Here is a 16,919-nt window from a genome sequence, read left to right on the forward strand (position 1 = left end):
ATCGCGCGGCCGGTGATCAATAGGATCCGGCGATGATCACAAGACTACGGCTGGCGGCGGGCCTCGGGGCCCTCGCCGCCGCCCTGAGCGTCGGGCTGATACCGGCCGACGCCGTCGCGGACGAACCGTCCGCGGACCTGCCCGCGCCCAAGGTCGAACTCGTCCTGGACGTCAGCGGTTCGATGCGGGCCCGGGACATCGACGGCGGGTCACGGATGGCCGCCGCGAAGCAGGCGTTCAACGAGGTGCTCGACGCCACCCCGGAGGAGGTCGAGCTGGGCATCCGCACCCTCGGCGCGTCCTACCGGGGCGACGACCGCAAGGAGGGGTGCAAGGACACCCAGCAGCTGTATCCGGTGGGGCCGCTTGACCGTACCGAGGCGAAGACGGCGGTGGCGACGCTCGCACCCACCGGCTGGACGCCCATCGGGCCCGCCCTGCTGAAGGCCGCCGACGACCTGGAGGGCGGCGAGGGCTCGCGCCGCATCGTCCTGATCAGCGACGGCGAGGACACCTGCGCGCCGCTCGACCCGTGCGAGGTGGCGCGCGACATCGCCGCCAAGGGCATCCACCTCACCATCGACACCCTCGGTCTGGTCCCCGACGCGAAGACCCGCGAGCAGCTGAGCTGTATCGCGGAGGCCACCGGCGGTACGTACACGTCGATCCGGCACAAGGACGAACTCACCGACCGTGTGGGCCAGTTGGTCGACCGGGCGGCCGAGCCCGTGGTGGTGCCGGTCGCCGTCGAGGGCGCCCCGCGCTGCGCCGACGCGCCGCAGGTCAAGCCCGGTCTGTACACGGACCGCGCCGCGTTCGGCACGCACCGCTGGTACCGGGTCGACGTCATGCCGGGACAGGAGCTGCGCGCGTCCGTGAGCGTCGCGGCCGACCGTGCCGTGGGCCCCGACTACGGCGTACTGATGCGCGCCGTCACCGTCCACGGGCGGGAGATCGTCCGGGGCTCGGAGGCCGGGGACGGCCGCACCGATGTCATCTCGACGGGGCTGCGGTATCCGGAGCCGGAGCGGGACGACGCCGACATGGACAAGCCCGCCGCCGTGACGGTCTGTCTGGAGGTCGCGCACTCCTTCTCGGTGGCGCCGGGGGTGAAGACCTCGCCGGGTCTGCCGGTGGAGCTGACCGTCGATGTCGTGGACGGTCCGGGCGAGGCGTCCGACGTCGCCGCGTTCGGACTGGGCCGTGGCTGGTGGCTGCTGGGCGCCCTGGTCGTGACCGGGTTCCTCGCGGGTGTCCTGTGGGGCTTCGTCTCCCGCGCGCGTGTCGCCGTCTGGAGGACCAACTGATGTCTCTCACACACCTCTTCGCACGTCCCGGACGGTTCCGGTCCGGCCCGTCGGCCCTGTCGCGGGTGTCCGCCCTGTCGGGCGCGCTGCTCGCCGCCGGGCTTCTGCTGGGCCCCGGCGCCCTTCCGGCGGCGGCCGACGCGTCGCCGTCCCCGTCCGCGAGCGACGGTTCGGACGCGGCGCCCACCGAGGCGGGTACCTCCTTCCGTACCGCCACGGAGATCCGTCCGGATCAGCGCGCCACGGCGAGCGGCTCCACGGGCGACTACCTGTACTGGTCGTTCCCGGCGGACGCGGGCACCCGCCCCACCGTGCGCGCGACCGTGAAACTCCCCGACGCGGCGGGCGAGAAGGCGGCATCGACCTGGCGGGTCGATGTGTACGACGGACTGAGGCGCCGCCAGGCGTGCATGTACGGCGTCCAGTCGCGCGCCGTCGACGCCGGTTCGGTGAGTCTGTCCTGCACCCTGCGGCCGGTCCGCGCGTGGGCGGAGCAGTGGGCGAACGATCCGCTGCCGGGCACGTACTACATCCGGCTGACGGCCGTCGGGGTCGACGCCGACGGACTGGGGCTCCCGGTCCGTGCCGAGGTCGAGACCGTCTCCCGTGACGTGGGCGGTTCGTACGCCGTGGACGGGAAGCTGTCGACTCCGCTGGTACCGGGCGTCTCCCTGGCGTCGGACGCCGGAGGGGCACCGACGGCAGAGGCCGCCACCCTGGCCGGCGGCGAACCTGACGACGGCTGGGCATCCGGCTGGTGGACGGACCGCTGGCTGTGGACGGCCGGCGGCGGTGTCCTGGCCGCGCTGGCGGGAGTCGCGGGCCACGCCTTGACCCGGGGCCGCGTACGCCCGGTACGCGGCACACCGGGAGCCTGACCCACCACCGCACCACTCCACCACCGCACCACCGCACCACCGCCACAACCCACCGGGCCCGCCCCGCCCCGCCGCGACGCACTTCCACGCGCGCGGGGCGGGTCGCCTCGGGTCTGGTCGGCAATCCGAGCGGCAGACCCGCTGCGTCCCGGAGTCCTTCCCCGCGTCCTGGGGCCCTCCCCCTCCCCTCCCGCCCACCCCACCCGCCCCACCCGCCCCACCTCAAGACCCCCGCAACAGCTTCGCCAACTCCCCCTCCCCCTCCACCTCCACCCGCCCCTCCCGCACCGCGTCCTCCAGCGACAGGTCCCCCCGTCCGACCGCCACGCACGTCCCGGTGTCCAGGACGAGCCGGGCGTCCGGGGCCTCCGGGGCGCGGCCGTCGCCGTACGCCGCGTGGGGCTCACCGGGGCCCACGCGCACGTGGAACTCCCCTTCGTCCAGCCGCACGTCCACCACCCCCGCACCGCCGAGCCCGCTCAGCGCGCGCCGCAGCGGCAGCGCGAACCAGTGCGCGCGGACGGCGTCCGTGGGGCGCCGGTCGTCCAGGGCGGGCGCGCCCCACTCCTCCAGCGCCTGGAGCACGGGCAGCAACCGCCGCCCGCGGACGGTCAGTTCGTACACGGACGCGGACACGGGCGCCGGGAGGCGGCGGCGCTCCACGAGCGCGTCGCGCTCCATGTCCTTCAGACGGGTGGCCAGCATGTCCGTACTGACGCCGGGGAGATCGGCGTGCAGGTCTGTGTAACGACGGGGTCCGCCGAGGAGTTCCCGGACGATGAGGAGGGTCCAGCGGTCGCCCACGGCGTCCAGGGCGCGGGCGGCGGCACAGTACTGGTCGTAGCTGCGGCGGCCCGGGGGTCGTGGCTGACGTGGCATACGCCGCAGTCTAGCCAAGTCGTTGGACTTTCCAAGCGGCTACTTGGTAAAACCAAGCAACACGCAGGGGCAGAGGTCTGGGAGGCCAGCGCATGGAGTTCCGGCAGTCGAGCAAGCTGAGCGAGGTCTGTTACGAGATCCGGGGCCCGGTGATCGAGCACGCCGACGCGCTGGAGGAGGCGGGCCACAGCGTCCTGCGCCTGAACACCGGCAACCCGGCACTCTTCGGCTTCGAGGCGCCCGAGGAGATCGTCCAGGACATGATCCGGATGCTCCCGCAGGCGCACGGCTACACGGACTCGCGGGGCGTCCTGTCGGCCCGCCGTGCGGTCGCCCAGCGCTACCAGGGCATCGGTCTGGACGTCGGCGTGGACGACGTGTTCCTCGGCAACGGCGTCTCCGAACTGGTGTCGATGGCCGTCCAGGCGCTCCTGGAGGACGGCGACGAAGTGCTCATTCCGGCGCCGGACTTCCCCCTGTGGACGGCCGTCACGACCCTCGCGGGCGGGCGCGCGGTGCACTATCTCTGCGACGAACAGGCCGACTGGTACCCCGATCTGGACGACATGGCCGCGAAGATCACCGACCGCACCAAGGCCGTCGTCCTCATCAACCCGAACAACCCGACCGGCGCGGTGTATCCGAAGGAGATCGTCGAGGGCATCCTCGACCTGGCCCGCCGCCACCATCTGATGGTCTTCGCGGACGAGATCTACGACCAGATCCTCTACGACGACGCGGTGCACCACTCGGCCGCCGCGCTCGCCCCCGACCTGGTCGTACTGACCTTCTGCGGCCTGTCGAAGACGTACCGCGTGGCGGGGTTCCGCTCCGGCTGGCTGGTGGTCACCGGGCCCCGGCAGCACGCGAAGAGCTATCTGGAGGGGCTGACCATGCTCGCCTCCATGCGGCTGTGCGCCAACGCGCCCGCGCAGTACGCGATCCAGGCCGCGCTGGGCGGACGCCAGTCCATCCGCGAGCTGACCGCGCCCGGTGGCCGGCTCCGCGAACAGCGGGACCGCGCGTGGGAGAAGCTCAACGAGATCCCCGGCGTGTCGTGCGTGAAGCCGAAGGGCGCGCTGTACGCGTTCCCGCGCATCGACCCCAAGGTGCATCCGATCCACGACGACGAGAAGTTCGTGCTGGACCTGCTGCTGCGCGAGAAGATCCAGGTCGTGCAGGGCACCGGTTTCAACTGGCCGCGCCCCGATCACTTCCGCATCCTCACGCTGCCGCACGCCGACGACCTGGACGCGGCGATCAGCCGGATCGGCCGGTTCCTCGGCGGCTACCGCCAATGACCCCGTCAGTGACTCCGCCGGCGAACCCGTCAGTGACTCCGCCAGTGAACCCGTCAGTGATCCGCCCCGGCGTGCCACGGGTCCGGTGATAGGAAGGACGCATGGGTGATCTTCTCCTCGTCCGGCACGGAGAGACCGCATGGTCTCTTTCCGGGCAGCACACCAGTTGGACGGACCTTCCGCTCACCGACAACGGCAGGGCGCAGGCCCGCTCCCTCGCCCCGCTGCTCACCTCGCACCGCATCGGCTGCGCGTTCAGCAGCCCCATGAAGCGTGCCCGGGAGACCGCCGAACTGGCCGGCCTGGAACACGTCCGCGTGGACTCCGACCTGTGCGAATGGGACTACGGCGGCTACGAGGGTGTCACCAGCTCCGACATCCACCGCACCCGGCCCGACTGGTTCCTGTTCGACGACGGGGTCGCCCCCGGGCCGCCCGAGCATCCCGGCGAGACCCCGGAGCAGGTGGGCGCCCGCGCCGACCGGATGCTGACGAAGGCGGAGGCGGCCCTCGCCGACCACGAGGGCAGTGTCGTCCTGGTCTCGCACGGCCACTTCCTGCGCGTACTGACCGCGCGGCGCCTCGGCCTGCCGCCGTCCGCGGGCGCCCTGTTCCAGCTCGCGACGGGCACGATCGGCCGGCTCGGCACCGAACACGGGCGGCACGTCCTCGCCGGCTGGAATGTCAGACCCGGGTCGTAGTCTGCGAGGGCTCAGGTGCCGCGCGGGGACTCAGGGGGAATCTCCGGGCGTCCCGTGACCGTGGGCACGGTCCGGGGGGGGTCTCGTGGGCACGGTCACGAGGGAGGCAGCCATGGCACGACCACCGACCGCCGCGCAGCTGCGGCTCATCCGCTCCGCCGACCCGGTGACCGGACGCCTGCGCGGGACCGAGACCCAACTGGTGGCGCTGGTGCGGCTGCGGCTGGCGTTCCGGCATCCACGGCCGCCGCACGACTGGTTCCTGACCCCGGCGGGACACGCGTGGCGCGACCGGCCCGCCGACGAGCCGGTGCCGGTGCCCGAGCCCGCGCCGGAGCCCCCGGCCGCGCCGTCCAGGGTCTTCGCCGCCCGGGTCGGCGGTGAGCCGTCGGGGGACGGCGGGCCCGCGCGGGCGCGCGAGGTGCACAGCGCGTGGCAGGGGCTCCTGGAGATGCGGCGCATGACCCATCCCGACGGTGCCGTGGACCGGCCGTGCGCGTGGGAGCGGACCCATCTGATACCAGCGGCTGCGCTCGCCCTGGAGGCGGCGGGCTGCCGCCCGGCCGGCACCGGTCACGACGGGTACCGGGTGACGGGGACCGCCCAGCCGGAGGCCGTTGCGGTGCACGCCCCCGACCCCTCCGCGCTCCTGGCCTGCGCGGCGGCGCTCGAAGCGGCGGGCTGGCAGGCCGGCGAGTACACGGATCCCCGGCGGTCCGGTGGGCGCCGCTATCTGCTGGCGTCGCCACGGAGAGTGTGACGGGCCCGGAATGCCGGGCAGCCCCGGCGGGTTGACACCGTCGACGGGCTGAGCAAGCGCTCAGCCACCACCCCCTGGGTACCGCGAAAGTACCCCCCGTGCAGAGAGGACCACCGTGTCCGGGTTCAGCGTGCAGGTCGTCGTCCGTGGCTATGAGACGGACACCCAAGGGCATCTCAACCAGGCCGTGTATCTCCAGTACGCGGAGCACGCGCGCTGGTCGATCCTCCAGGAGGCCGGTATCCGGCAGAGCGACATGGTGGAGGCGGGCGTCGGGCCGGTCGTCCTGGAGACGACCATCCGCTACCTCCGTGAACTGCGCGCGGGCGACGCGGTCGGGGTGACCTGCGTCTTCGACTGGGGGCAGGGCAAGAGCTTCCGTATCACGCAGACGATCACGAAGGCGGACGGCACGGTCGCCGCCGAACTGACGTCGGCCGGCGGACTGCTGGACCTCAAGGAGCGCCGCCTGCTGCCGGACCCGGCGGCCCGCTTCAAGGCCCTGGCCTCGGCACCCGACGTCCTGGGGCTGTAGGGCCGCGCGCTCGGACCGGACGGAGAGAGGCAGGTCAGTCCGGCGAGGGCGCTGTGAACGCCTTGCGGTGGTCGTTCGCCCGGCTGGGCGCAGCTCGCCGCCGCCACCGGGTTCTACGACCAGTCCCACATGGCGGCCGACTTCCGCACCCTGATGGGCGTACCGCCGACCTCGTACTTCACCGGGCGGCTGCCATCGGCGCGGCCCTGTCAGGCGCCGCAAGGGGGATGAGCCGCGCGGGTGCGGGCACCGGGCGTTCACCTTCCGGCCCGGTGCGGCCGATACACAGGGTCTCGACCTCCGTCCGGAGCGCCGAGAGTGCCCACGTCGGTCCGCCCGCACCCCGTTGGAGACGCCATGCCGCTCCCCCGCCGTACGCTCCTCACCGCTCTCGCCGGATCGGCCGGGGTCAGCGCCGTGGCCTGTGGCGCGCGCGGAGTCGGGACCGGGGACGCCGGGGCCCCGGCGAAGGGCGCCCCGCGCGGCGCGGCGGCTGCGGTCCGCCGGCTGCTGCCCCGGCACTCGGACCAGGTGGCGCTGCGGAGTCTGCCGCGCGCGGCGGGCGGCGCGGATGTCTTCCAGGTGTCGGGCGAGGCAGGGCGTGTCACGGTCGCGGGTACCACTCCGGCGGTCCAACTGGCCGGACTGCGCTGGTATTTGAAGCAGGTGGCGCACGCCAACATCACCTGGGCGGGCGAGCAGCTGAACCTTCCCGCCGAGCTGCCCGCGCCCCCGCGCTCCACGCTCACCCGCCGGGCGAACGTCCCGCACCGGTTCGCCCTCAACGACACCAGCGACGCCTACACGGGCCCGTACCGCGACTGGTCGTACTGGGAGCGTGAGCTGGACGTGCTCGCGCTGCACGGCTACAACGAGGTCCTGGTGTACGCGGGCGCGGACGCCCTGTACCACCGCGTGTTCCAGGAGTTCGGCCTCGGGGACGAGGAGCTGCGCCGCTGGATTCCGGGGCCCGCGCACCAGCCTTGGTGGCTGCTCCAGAACCTGGCCGGCTTTCCGTACCCGGTCTCCCGCCACCTCCTCGACGCGCGGGCCGCGCTGGGGCGGCGGATCGCGGGGCGGGTGCGGGAGCTGGGGATGGTGCCGGTGCTGCCCGGCTGGTCGGGGATGGTGCCGCCCGGGTTCGCCGGGCGGAATCCGGGCGCCCGGACGATCCCGCAGGGCGACTGGTACGGCTTCCGGCGGCCCGACTGGCTGGATCCCAGGACCGAGGTGTTCGCGCGGGTGGCGGCGGCGTACTACCGGATCCAGGACGAGATGTTCGGCGCGTCCACGCTGTACAAGGCGGACCTGCTGCACGAGGGCGGCCGGCCCGGTGACGTGCCCGTCGGGGAAGCGGCCCGGCGGGTCGGCGACGCGCTGTGGAAGGCGCATCCGGACGCGGTCTGGGTGCTGCTCGGCTGGCGGGCCAATCCGCCGAAGGAGATCGTGGAGGCGGTCGACAAGAAGCGGTTGCTCGTCGTGGACGGGCTCTCGGACCGTTCTCCGCAGGCCACCGACCGCGAGTCCGACTGGGGCGGCACACCGTACGCGTACGGGTCGATCTGGAACTTCGGCGGGCACACCGCGCTCGGCGCGAACACCGCCGAGTGGGCGCGGAGTTACGAGGCGTGGCGCACCCGCCCCGGCAGTGCGCTGCGGGGCATCGCGCTGCTGCCCGAGGCCGCCGACAACAACCCGGCCGCCTTCGAGCTGTTCTCCGAACTCGCCTGGACCGAGGGCGGGTTGGACCTGCCGGCGTGGTTCGGGCAGTGGGCGCGGGCGCGGTACGGCGGAGCGGACCCGCACGCGACGGCCGCCTGGGACCGGTTGCGCCGGACGGTGTACGGGACGGAGCGCGCCGACGGCTGGAGCGAGGGCGCCGACTGCCTGTTCGGGGCGCGGCCCTCGCTGACGGCGGCCAGGGCGGCGTCCTGGTCGCCGAAGGAGACGCGGTACGACCCGGCCGACTTCGCACCCGCCCTCGGCGAACTCCTCGCGGTGCGGGCCGCGTTGCGTACGTCGTCGGCGTACCGCCGCGATCTGCTGGACGTGGCGCGGCAGGCGCTCGCCGACCGGGGGCGGGTCCTGCTGCCCCGGATCAGGGCGGCGTACGAGGCCGGGGACGCGGGCGCCTTCGGGCGACTGGCGGACGAGTGGCTGGCGTTGATGGATCTCCTGGAGCGGCTGCTCGCCACGGACTCCGGTCAGTTGCTGGGGCGTTGGGTCGCCGAGGCGCGGGCGTGGGGCGCGGACGCGGCGGAGCGGGACCGGCTCGCGTACGACGCGCTGTCGCTCGTCACCTTGTGGGGCACCCGGGCGGGCGCCGACGCCGGGCTGCGCGACTACGCCAACCGCGAGTGGGCCGGGCTGGTCGGCGGGCTGTACCGGCTGCGCTGGGCAACGTACTTCGCGGAATTGCGTACCGTCCTGAAGTCCGGGAAGAAGCCACAGGCCATCGACTGGTACGCGCTGGAGGACCGCTGGATCCGGAACCCGGGGCGGCTCGCGAATCGGCCGTCCGGGAGCACGTATCGGATCGCCGTTCAGGTGCGTGACCGGCTCGCGCGGGGCTGACAGGGCCCGGTCACGATCTGAACCGACCTTCTCTTGACGGGTATACGTCACGCCTGCGCTCTGGTAGGAAAGTTTCCTAACAGATTGCGGAGCCCCACTCCCTCTCGTTGGAGGTCTCGTGAACACCCCCCACCGTCACGCCCCTCAGCGGCGCACCACGCGCCGCGCCCTGCTCGCCGTCCTGGGAGCGTCCCTGCTGGCCGCGCCGAGCCTGGCAGGGCAGATCGCCACCGCGGCCCCGGCCGGCACCCCGGCGGCAGCCGGCACCGCGTCCGCCAAAGGCACCACGGCCACCGCCGCCATCGGACTCGACGACCCGGCGAAGAAGGAGATCGCCATGAAGCTCGTGTCCAGCGCGGAGAACTCCTCGCTGGACTGGAAGGCGCAGTACAAGTACATCGAGGACATCGGTGACGGCCGCGGCTACACGGCCGGGATCATCGGCTTCTGTTCCGGCACCGGCGACATGCTGGACCTCGTGGAGCTGTACGCGCAGCGCAAGCCGGGCAACGTCCTGCAGAAGTACCTCCCGGCGCTGCGGAACGTCGACGGCACCGACTCGCACGCCGGTCTGGACCCGAACTTCACCAAGGACTGGGCGAAGGCGGCGCAGGACACCGTCTTCCAGCAGGCCCAGAATGACGAGCGGGACCGGGTGTACTTCAACCCGTCGGTCAGCCAGGGCAAGGCCGACCGGGTCGGTGTCCTCGGGCAGTTCACGTACTACGACGCCATCGTCATGCACGGCGACGGCGGCGACAGCACCAGCTTCAGCAACATCCGCAAGCGGGCGCTCGGCAAGGCGAAGCCGCCGTCCCAGGGCGGCTCCGAGGTCACCTGGCTGAACGCGTTCCTCGACGCGCGGGTCTGGGCGATGAAGCAGGAGGAGGCCCACTCCGACACGAGCCGCGTCGACACGGCTCAGCGCGTCTTCCTCAACAAGCGGAATCTGAACCTGGATCCGCCGCTGGACTGGAAGGTCTACGGCGACAGCTTCCACATCGGCTGACGCCTACCACCGGGTCGTGGCGCCGGGTGACGGGTGTGGCCGAGGCGGCGCCATGAAGGGAGCGGCCCGAGCGCGGCTCGGGCCGCTCCCCTTTTCCGTACGGCTTCCAGTACGGGCAGGTCAGTGGGAGCCGGCCGCCGAAGTCCCCGTGGCCACCGAAGTGTCCGGCGCCCCCCGCCGTTCCGAAAGCTCTCCCGCCGGTTCCATCGGCGCCGTGACCTCGTCGGCGTCCCGCCCCCCGCCGAGGTGGTTGAAGAGGAGATTCAGGACGACGGCCGCCACACAGCCGGTGGAGATCCCGGAGTCGAGGATGATCTTCGCGGTCTCCGGGAAGGCGTGGTAGAACTCCGGGGCCGTGATCGGGATGATGCCGACGGCCAGCGAGACCGCCACGATCAGGACGTTGTTGTCCTTGTCCAGACCTGCCTTGACCAGCGTCTGGATACCGCTCGCCGCGACCGATCCGAACAGCACGACACCCGCGCCGCCGAGCACGGGCCGGGGCACCACCGCGATGAGCGACGCCGCCATCGGGCACAGGCCCATCAGGACGAGGAAGCCACCGCCGGTCGCGACGACGTACCGGCTGCGGATCCTGGTCATCGCGACCAGGCCGATGTTCTGGGCGAACGCGCTGCACATGAAGCCGTTGAACAGCGGGCTGACCGCGGAGCCGAGGGTGTCGGCGCGCAGCCCGGCCGCGATCGTCCTCTCGTCGGCGGGGCGGCCGACGATCTCGCCGAGCGCCAGCATGTCGGCGGTCGACTCGGTCATCGACACCACCATCACCACACACATGGAGACGATCGCGGCGGCGGCGAACTGCGGGGCGCCGAAGTGGAAGGGCGTCGGGAAACCGACGACGTCGGCGTCCGCGACAGGGCCGAAGTCCGTGACGCCGAACGGGATCGCGACGAGCGTGCCGAGGACGAGGCCCACCAGGACGGCGATCTGCTTGAGGAACCCCCGGGTGAAGCGGCGCAGCAGCAGCACGATGACGAGGGTGATCCCGGCGAGCGAGAGATAGGTCGTGGAGCCGTAGTCCTTGGCCGCCGGATCCGGGCCCTGGGCCCAGCCGAAGGCGACCGGCATCAGCGAGACACCTATCAGGGTGATGACCGTGCCGGTGACCACGGGCGGGAAGAAGCGGATCGCCTTGCTGAAGAAGGGCGCCGCCAGAAAGCCGAGGACACCGGCGACGATGACCGCGCCGAAGATGACGGGGAGCGCGTCGGCCTTGTCCCGGGTGGAGTCCACGACGGCGAGCATGGGGGCGACGCCCGCGAAGGTGACCCCGTTGACGAACGGCAGCCGGGCGCCGATCTTCCAGACGCCGATGGTCTGGAGGAAGGTGGCGAGACCCGCCGTGAAGAGACAGGCCCCGGTGAGGAACGTCAGTTCGGTCGGCGAGAGCCCCACGGCCGCGCCGACGATCAGGGGCGGGGCGACCACGCCCGCGTACATGGCGGCCACATGCTGAAGGCCGCTGGTCGCCATCTTCAGCGGCGGAAGCCTCTGATCCACCGGATGCTGCGCTGAACTCACTGCGTCGTTACTCACTGCGTCGTTGCTCACTGCAGCGTTGCGAAACCTGGGCTGTGCGGCCACGGCGGCTCCTCCGGTCGGTTACGCGTCGTCGGTGACGCGGGTGTCAGGGAGGTGGTGCGAGGGACGCGAGTCATGTGCGGTGACCTGCTGGAACGCGGTACGGATCGCCGTACCGGAAACTGGGACGGTGTGACCGTTCCGGGGAGCGCGCACGTCCATGCGCGCTCCCCGGACACGGCTGCCGTGAGCCCGGTTCGGGTCCACGGAGACCGGTCGAGGGCCGTCCCCCTCGGCCGGACTTCCGGGGAGGTCAGCCCTCGGCGGCGATCCGCGCGAGGCGGCGCGCCTCGTCCCGCGTGGAGCGGGCGACGGCGTCCTCGTCGACGTGCAGCAGCCGTCCGTCCTCGACGACCGGACGGCCGCCGACGAGGGAGAGGGTGACCGGGGCCGCCGCGCCGAAGACCAGGGCGGTCACCGGGTCGGCGATGGAGGCGTGCGCGAGGGTGTCCAGGCGCCACAGGACGAGGTCGGCGACCTTGCCCGCCTCGATGGAGCCCAACTGCTCGGCGCGGCCCAGCACTTGGGCGCCGCCGAAGGTACCGAGCCGCAGCGCCTGGCGGGCGTTCAGCGCGGCTTCGCGGTGGCTGCCGAGGCGGTTGATGAGCAGGGCGTTACGGAGTTCGGTGTGGAGTTCGCCGGACTCGTTGGACGCGGTGCCGTCGACGCCGAGGCCGACGGGGACGCCGGCGGCGAGCATGTCGGGGACGCGTGCGATGCCGGCGGCGAGCCGGGCGTTGGACGAGGGGCAGTGCGCGACACCGGTCCGCGTCCGGGCGAAGGCGTCGATGTCGGAGTCGTTCATGTGGACGCAGTGCGCCATCCACACGTCGTCGCCGAGCCAGCCCGTGGACTCGAAGTAGTCCGTGGGGCCCATGCCGAACAGCTCGTGGCAGAACTTCTCCTCCTCCACGGTCTCCGAGCCGTGGGTGTGCAGCCGTACCCCCTTGCGGCGGGCCAACTCGGCTCCCTGGCTGAGCAGTTCGGTGGTGACGGAGAATGGTGAGCAGGGTGCGACGGCGATCTGGGTCATCGCGTCGAAGGAGTCGTCGTGGTACTGGTCGATGGTCGCCTCGGTGGCGGCGAGCGCGCCGTCGAGGCTCTCCACCGCGAAGTCCGGCGGCAGTCCGCCGTCCGAGGTGCCGCGGTCCATCGAGCCACGGGCCAGGGTGAAGCGGACGCCGGTCTCGGACGCGGCGCGGATGATCGCGCCGGACAGGTCGCCCGCGCCGCGCGGGTAGACGTAGTGGTGGTCCATGGCGGTGGTGACGCCGCCGCGGGCCATCATCGCGAGGGAGCCCTGCGCGGCGGCGTACGCCATGGGTTCGTCGATCCGGGCCCAGGTCGGGTAGAGGGCGACGAGCCAGTCGAAGAGGTTGTGGTCGGTGGCGAGGCCGCGGGTGATCCACTGGTAGAAGTGGTGGTGCGTGTTGACGAGGCCCGGGGTGAGCAGATGGCCGGTGCCGTCGACACGGCGGACCACGTTCTGAAGCCCTTCGGGCGCCGGGCCGGGCCCGATCGACTCGATCCGGGTGCCGGCGACGACGACATGACCCGATGCGTACTCGGTGTCGTCCGCGTCGACCGTGGCGATGGCGCAGTTCTCGATGACGAGGCGCTGGGCCGCCGTTGCTGCCATGGTGCGTCCTTCGGTGAGTGGCGTGGGGGACACGGCCGGGCCGTCAGAGGTTGGTCAGGTCGGTGGGGATCAGCGGTTCGGCGCCGTCCCGCAGGACGGTGCCCTCGATGAGTCCGTAGGGCCGGTCGGCGGCGAAGTAGACGGCTCCGTCCTCAGTGTCGTTCTTCAGCCCGAACGGCTCCAGGTCGACCAGGAAGTGATGCTTGTTCGGGAGCGAGAAGCGGACCTCGTCGATCTCGGAGCGGTTGTTGATGATCCGCGCGCCCATTTGGTAGAGGGTCTGCTGGAGCGAGAGCGAGTAGGTCTCCGCGAACGCCTGGAGCATGTGCTTGCGGGTCTGCGCGTACGACTTCTCCCAGTTCGGCATGTGCGCGGCGTCGTCGGTCCAGTTGAACCGCCAGCGCCCCGAGACCTGCGTCGCCAGAATGCGGTCGTACGCCTCTTTCAGCGTCGTGTACTCGTCCTTGACGTAGCCCCAGAACTCGGAGTGGGTGGAGTTCATCACGGTGAGGTCCTTGAGGCCCGAGATGACCTCCCACCGCTCACCGTCGTACGTGATCTGACTGGTGCGGGTCTCCTGGCCCTGGCGGACGAAGGAGTGCTTGACCTCGTCGGCGCCGATGAACCGCGAGGAGGCGTCGGAGGTCTCGATGCGCTCCCAGGCGTACTCCTCGATCCGGATACGGGCCCGGTGGATCGGCTCCTGCGAGGTGACGAAGTGCCGTGCGAGGTGGATGCCGAACTGCTCGGCGGACTCGATGCCGTACTCCTGGGCGAACGCGTACACCGTGTTCTTGGTGGTGTCGGTCGGCAGGACGTTCGCGTTGGAGCCCGAGTAGTGGACCTCCTCCATGTCGCCGGAGAGGGCGACGGAGACGTTGAGGTCCTTGATGTGGTGCGTGTCGCCGTCGCGGGTGATCTTGACGACGCGGTTCTCGGCCTTGCCGTACTGGTTCTGACCGAGCATCACGGGGCGGGCGGCGGCGCGGTCTCGGCGGGACGTGTCGGTCATGTGTCTGCTAGCTCCCTCGGTAAACGGAGTAGCCGAACGGGTTGAGCAGCAGCGGTACGTGGAAGTGCTCGCCCTCCGCGACGGCGAAGACGATCGCCACCTCGGGGAAGAACACTCCGGGCGCGCCGCTGTCCCGATGCGCGGGGGCGTCCTGCTGTGCCTCGGCTCGCTTCTTCTCGAAGTACGGCTCGACGGCGAAGTCGAGCCGGACGTGGGTGGTGCCCGCCGGCGGCGCCGGCAGGTCCTTGCACCGTCCGTCGGTGTCGGTCGCGGACGCGCCGAGCACCACCCAGTCGGCGCCGGGGCCGGGCCGGGCCGCGAGCGAGACGGTGACTCCGGCGGCGGGGCGGCCCGCGCTGGTGTCGAGGATGTGGGTCGACACCGACGCCGTGGCGTCCGGGCGGATGTCCGGGCGGGTGTCCGTACTCATGCGCTCTCCCCTTCGAGGAGTCGGGTCAGCCTGATGCGGTTGATCTTGCCGAGTTCGGTGCGGACGATCTCGCGTTCGCGCTCCGGCGGGTTGCCGACGCGTTCCCTGACGGCGTCCCGCAACTGCTCGCCGGTCAGGCCGGTCGCGCAGATCAGGAACACATGGCCGAACCGGTCCTGGTAGGCGAGGTTGAGTGCGAGCATCTCGGCCCTGAGCCGGTCGGACGCGCCCGACATCCCGCTCTGTTCGCGTGACGACGTGGGGTCGCCGGGGGTGGGGCGCCCGATCGGCGGGTGCCCCGCCATCGCCTCGGCCAGGTCCTTTTCGGTCAGCTCCGCCATGGCGGCGTCGCTCGCGGTGAACAGGGCGTCGGCGGTGGTGAAGGGGCGCTGGGCGAGCAGGGCGCTCCCCCAGGCCGAAGAGGCGCACACCTCGTGAAGGACGGCGGTGGCCGCTTCCTCCGACAGGGCGTTGAACCGGGCGGTGCCCGGTGTCGAGGACGACGTCACGGGAGCCTCCGTGGCCTTGGTGCTGGTGCGTGCTGGTGCGTGCTGGTGCTGATGCTGGACGGGCTGCGCACAGCTAACGCCAGCGGAAACACGGCGTCAACACTTTGTTGAAAAATTTGGTTGACGTAAAACGTCGCCGTTCCAGTCGCCGTTCTACTCGCCCTTGGCGGCGTTTTCCCTGTTCAGATAGTTGTAGACGGTGAAGCGGCTGACGCCGAGCGCGCCCGCGACGGTCTCGACGCCGTGGCGGACGGCGAAGGCGCCGCGCGCCTCAAGCGCCCGGACGACCTGCTGCTTGGCCTTGCGGTCGAGTCCGGCGAGCGGCTGTCCGTGCTTGCGCTCCAGCGCAGCGAGGATGTGGTCCAGGGAGTCCGCGAGCTGAGGCAGCCGTACGGCCATGACGTCCTCGCCCGCCCAGGCGAGCACCACGTCGTCGTCGCCCGCCTGGTCAGGGGGGACGATCTCGCCGCCCATGGCGTCCACGAGGGGCTTGACGGCGGCCACGAAGGCGTCGTCGGCCGACCCGGTCACCGGTCACCCTCGGCATCCGGGGCCGACTCCGGGTTCGATTCCGGGTCCGCGATGACGTTGACCTGGAGCGAGACGCGGGTGGCGCCCGCCGCGAGGGTCCGGCGCAGCAGCGCGTCGACGGCCGTGAGGACGGCGTCGGCGCCGCCCTCGGCGGTGTTGCCGAAGGGGCCCACGTCGACGGCGTCGAGGCCGGCGCCCTGGACGACCTCGCGGGCGACCACCGCGTGCCCCGGCGCCTCGTCGAGATCGAAGGGCTCGGTCGTGAACTCCACGCGCAATCTCACCCGCACAACCTACTGCGCCCCCGGATTTTCCGGCAGCCCCCTCCTGGCCCCCTTGACAAGCCCCGAGCTTCGGCGGCAATCTTCCGGTAAGCAGAATTGAACTTCCGCGATACGGAAGGAGCGCCGCGCTTCTCATGGGATACCCCGACCAGCGCTTCGATGTGAACCTGTCGATCCTCTTCACCGAACTCCCGCTCCTGGAGCGCCCGGCCGCGGCGGCCGACGCGGGCTTCACGGCGGTCGAGCTGTGGTGGCCCTGGGTCGACGCACCCACCCCCGAGCGGTCCGCGCTCAACGCCCTGAAACGGGCGATCGAGGACGCGGGCGTCCAACTGGTGGGCCTGAACTTCTACGCCGGACAGCTCCCGGGCCCCGACCGGGGCGCCCTGTCGATCCCCGGCGCCGAGTCGGAGCGGTTCCGCGCCAATGTCGACGTCGCCGCCGACTTCGCGCAGTCGCTCGGCTGCACGGCGCTCAACGCGCTGTACGGCAACCGGGTCGAGGGCGTGGACCCGGCGGAGCAGGACGCGCTCGCCCTGGAGAACCTGACGCTCGCGGCGCGCGCCGCCGACCGCGTCGGCGCGGTCCTGCTGATCGAGGCACTGAACGCGCCCGAGTCGCCGCTGTGCCCGATCGTCAGCGCCGACAGGGCCGTCGAGGTCATGGACCGGCTGAACGCCGCGACCGGACTGGGCAACGCCCGGTTCCTGATGGACCTCTACCACCTGGCCATGAACGGTGAGGACCTGCCCTCGGTCATCGAGCGTTACGCCACCAGGACCGGCCATGTGCAGATCGCCGACAACCCGGGCCGCGGCGCCCCCGGCACCGGCTCACTGCCGCTGGAAGGGCTGCTCGACCAACTACGGAAGGCCGGTTACGACGGCTGGGTCGGCCTGGAGTACAAGGCCGGCGACCGCCCGACCGCCGACACCTTCGACTGGCTGCCCACCAGCGCCTGAGGC

The 16,919-nt window shown here is 71.8% G+C and carries 17 protein-coding genes; 9 read left to right on the top strand and 8 right to left on the bottom strand.

The window, feature by feature from the left end; all coding sequences use genetic code 11:
• The first annotated feature begins 32 nt into the window (after positions 1–32).
• The gene (locus ACIQNU_RS38355; RefSeq protein WP_401375641.1) at positions 33–1,307 is read left to right on the top strand and encodes a VWA domain-containing protein; all 1,275 of its coding nucleotides are present in this window, start codon (positions 33–35) and stop codon (positions 1,305–1,307) included.
• The gene (locus tag ACIQNU_RS38360; RefSeq protein WP_401375643.1) at positions 1,307–2,185 is read left to right on the top strand and encodes a hypothetical protein; all 879 of its coding nucleotides are present in this window, start codon (positions 1,307–1,309) and stop codon (positions 2,183–2,185) included. Before ACIQNU_RS38355 ends, ACIQNU_RS38360 begins: the two co-directional genes overlap by 1 nt.
• A 222-nt stretch (positions 2,186–2,407) precedes the next feature.
• Here ACIQNU_RS38360 and ACIQNU_RS38365 read toward each other — a convergent pair whose 3' ends face one another.
• On the bottom strand, positions 2,408–3,064 hold the full coding sequence (locus tag ACIQNU_RS38365; RefSeq protein WP_401375646.1) for a winged helix-turn-helix transcriptional regulator: 657 nt from the start codon (positions 3,062–3,064) through the stop codon (positions 2,408–2,410).
• Positions 3,065–3,156: 92 nt separating this feature from the next.
• On the opposite strand from ACIQNU_RS38365, the gene ACIQNU_RS38370 reads away from it, so the two are divergent.
• From ACIQNU_RS38370 to ACIQNU_RS38395, 6 genes are all read left to right on the top strand, one after another.
• The gene (locus ACIQNU_RS38370; protein WP_401375649.1) at positions 3,157–4,365 is read left to right on the top strand and encodes a pyridoxal phosphate-dependent aminotransferase; all 1,209 of its coding nucleotides are present in this window, start codon (positions 3,157–3,159) and stop codon (positions 4,363–4,365) included.
• Positions 4,366–4,466: 101 nt separating this feature from the next.
• Positions 4,467–5,066 (top strand): histidine phosphatase family protein, encoded by a 600-nt coding sequence (locus ACIQNU_RS38375; protein WP_401375652.1) that lies wholly within the window; start codon positions 4,467–4,469, stop codon positions 5,064–5,066.
• A gap of 112 nt (positions 5,067–5,178) precedes the next feature.
• Positions 5,179–5,826 carry a hypothetical protein gene (locus ACIQNU_RS38380; RefSeq protein WP_401375655.1) on the top strand — a complete coding sequence of 216 codons (648 nt, stop codon included), beginning with the start codon at positions 5,179–5,181 and terminating at the stop codon, positions 5,824–5,826.
• Positions 5,827–5,941: 115 nt separating this feature from the next.
• On the top strand, positions 5,942–6,361 hold the full coding sequence (locus tag ACIQNU_RS38385) for an acyl-CoA thioesterase (RefSeq protein WP_401375658.1): 420 nt from the start codon (positions 5,942–5,944) through the stop codon (positions 6,359–6,361).
• Positions 6,362–6,718: 357 nt separating this feature from the next.
• The gene (locus ACIQNU_RS38390; protein WP_401375661.1) at positions 6,719–8,935 is read left to right on the top strand and encodes an alpha-N-acetylglucosaminidase; all 2,217 of its coding nucleotides are present in this window, start codon (positions 6,719–6,721) and stop codon (positions 8,933–8,935) included.
• Between the two features lie 118 nt (positions 8,936–9,053).
• Positions 9,054–9,944 (top strand): chitosanase, encoded by an 891-nt coding sequence (locus tag ACIQNU_RS38395; protein WP_401375663.1) that lies wholly within the window; start codon positions 9,054–9,056, stop codon positions 9,942–9,944.
• A gap of 120 nt (positions 9,945–10,064) precedes the next feature.
• On the opposite strand, the gene ACIQNU_RS38400 is transcribed toward ACIQNU_RS38395, so the two are convergent.
• The 7 genes from ACIQNU_RS38400 to ACIQNU_RS38430 all read right to left on the bottom strand — a co-directional run bounded on the left by ACIQNU_RS38400 (position 10,065) and on the right by ACIQNU_RS38430 (position 15,954).
• A complete protein-coding gene (locus ACIQNU_RS38400) occupies positions 10,065–11,441 on the bottom strand; it encodes a nucleobase:cation symporter-2 family protein (RefSeq protein ID WP_401375739.1) in 1,377 nt (458 codons plus the stop codon).
• Between the two features lie 361 nt (positions 11,442–11,802).
• Positions 11,803–13,188 carry an 8-oxoguanine deaminase gene (locus ACIQNU_RS38405; RefSeq protein WP_401375666.1) on the bottom strand — a complete coding sequence of 462 codons (1,386 nt, stop codon included), beginning with the start codon at positions 13,186–13,188 and terminating at the stop codon, positions 11,803–11,805.
• 43 nt (positions 13,189–13,231) lie between these two features.
• Complete coding sequence (gene pucL, locus ACIQNU_RS38410; protein WP_401375669.1) at positions 13,232–14,200, bottom strand: factor-independent urate hydroxylase; 969 nt, start codon at positions 14,198–14,200, stop codon at positions 13,232–13,234.
• Positions 14,201–14,207: 7 nt separating this feature from the next.
• The gene (gene uraH, locus ACIQNU_RS38415) at positions 14,208–14,630 is read right to left on the bottom strand and encodes a hydroxyisourate hydrolase (protein ID WP_401375671.1); all 423 of its coding nucleotides are present in this window, start codon (positions 14,628–14,630) and stop codon (positions 14,208–14,210) included.
• A complete protein-coding gene (uraD, locus tag ACIQNU_RS38420; protein WP_401375674.1) occupies positions 14,627–15,139 on the bottom strand; it encodes a 2-oxo-4-hydroxy-4-carboxy-5-ureidoimidazoline decarboxylase in 513 nt (170 codons plus the stop codon). The genes uraH and uraD overlap by 4 nt, the downstream gene beginning before the upstream one ends.
• Positions 15,140–15,292: 153 nt before the next feature.
• Positions 15,293–15,613: a helix-turn-helix domain-containing protein gene (locus ACIQNU_RS38425; RefSeq protein ID WP_401375742.1), complete on the bottom strand. Its 321-nt coding sequence runs from the start codon at positions 15,611–15,613 to the stop codon at positions 15,293–15,295.
• A 53-nt stretch (positions 15,614–15,666) separates the two neighbouring features.
• On the bottom strand, positions 15,667–15,954 hold the full coding sequence (locus ACIQNU_RS38430; protein WP_401375676.1) for a hypothetical protein: 288 nt from the start codon (positions 15,952–15,954) through the stop codon (positions 15,667–15,669).
• A 134-nt stretch (positions 15,955–16,088) separates the two neighbouring features.
• Here ACIQNU_RS38430 and ACIQNU_RS38435 point away from each other — a divergent pair, with 134 nt between their 5' ends.
• Positions 16,089–16,916 (top strand): TIM barrel protein, encoded by an 828-nt coding sequence (locus ACIQNU_RS38435; protein WP_401375679.1) that lies wholly within the window; start codon positions 16,089–16,091, stop codon positions 16,914–16,916.
• The last annotated feature ends 3 nt before the right edge of the window (positions 16,917–16,919 follow it).

Origin of the sequence: Streptomyces sp. NPDC091292 (assembly GCF_044757265.1) — a bacterium.
Taxonomy (GTDB): domain Bacteria; phylum Actinomycetota; class Actinomycetes; order Streptomycetales; family Streptomycetaceae; genus Streptomyces.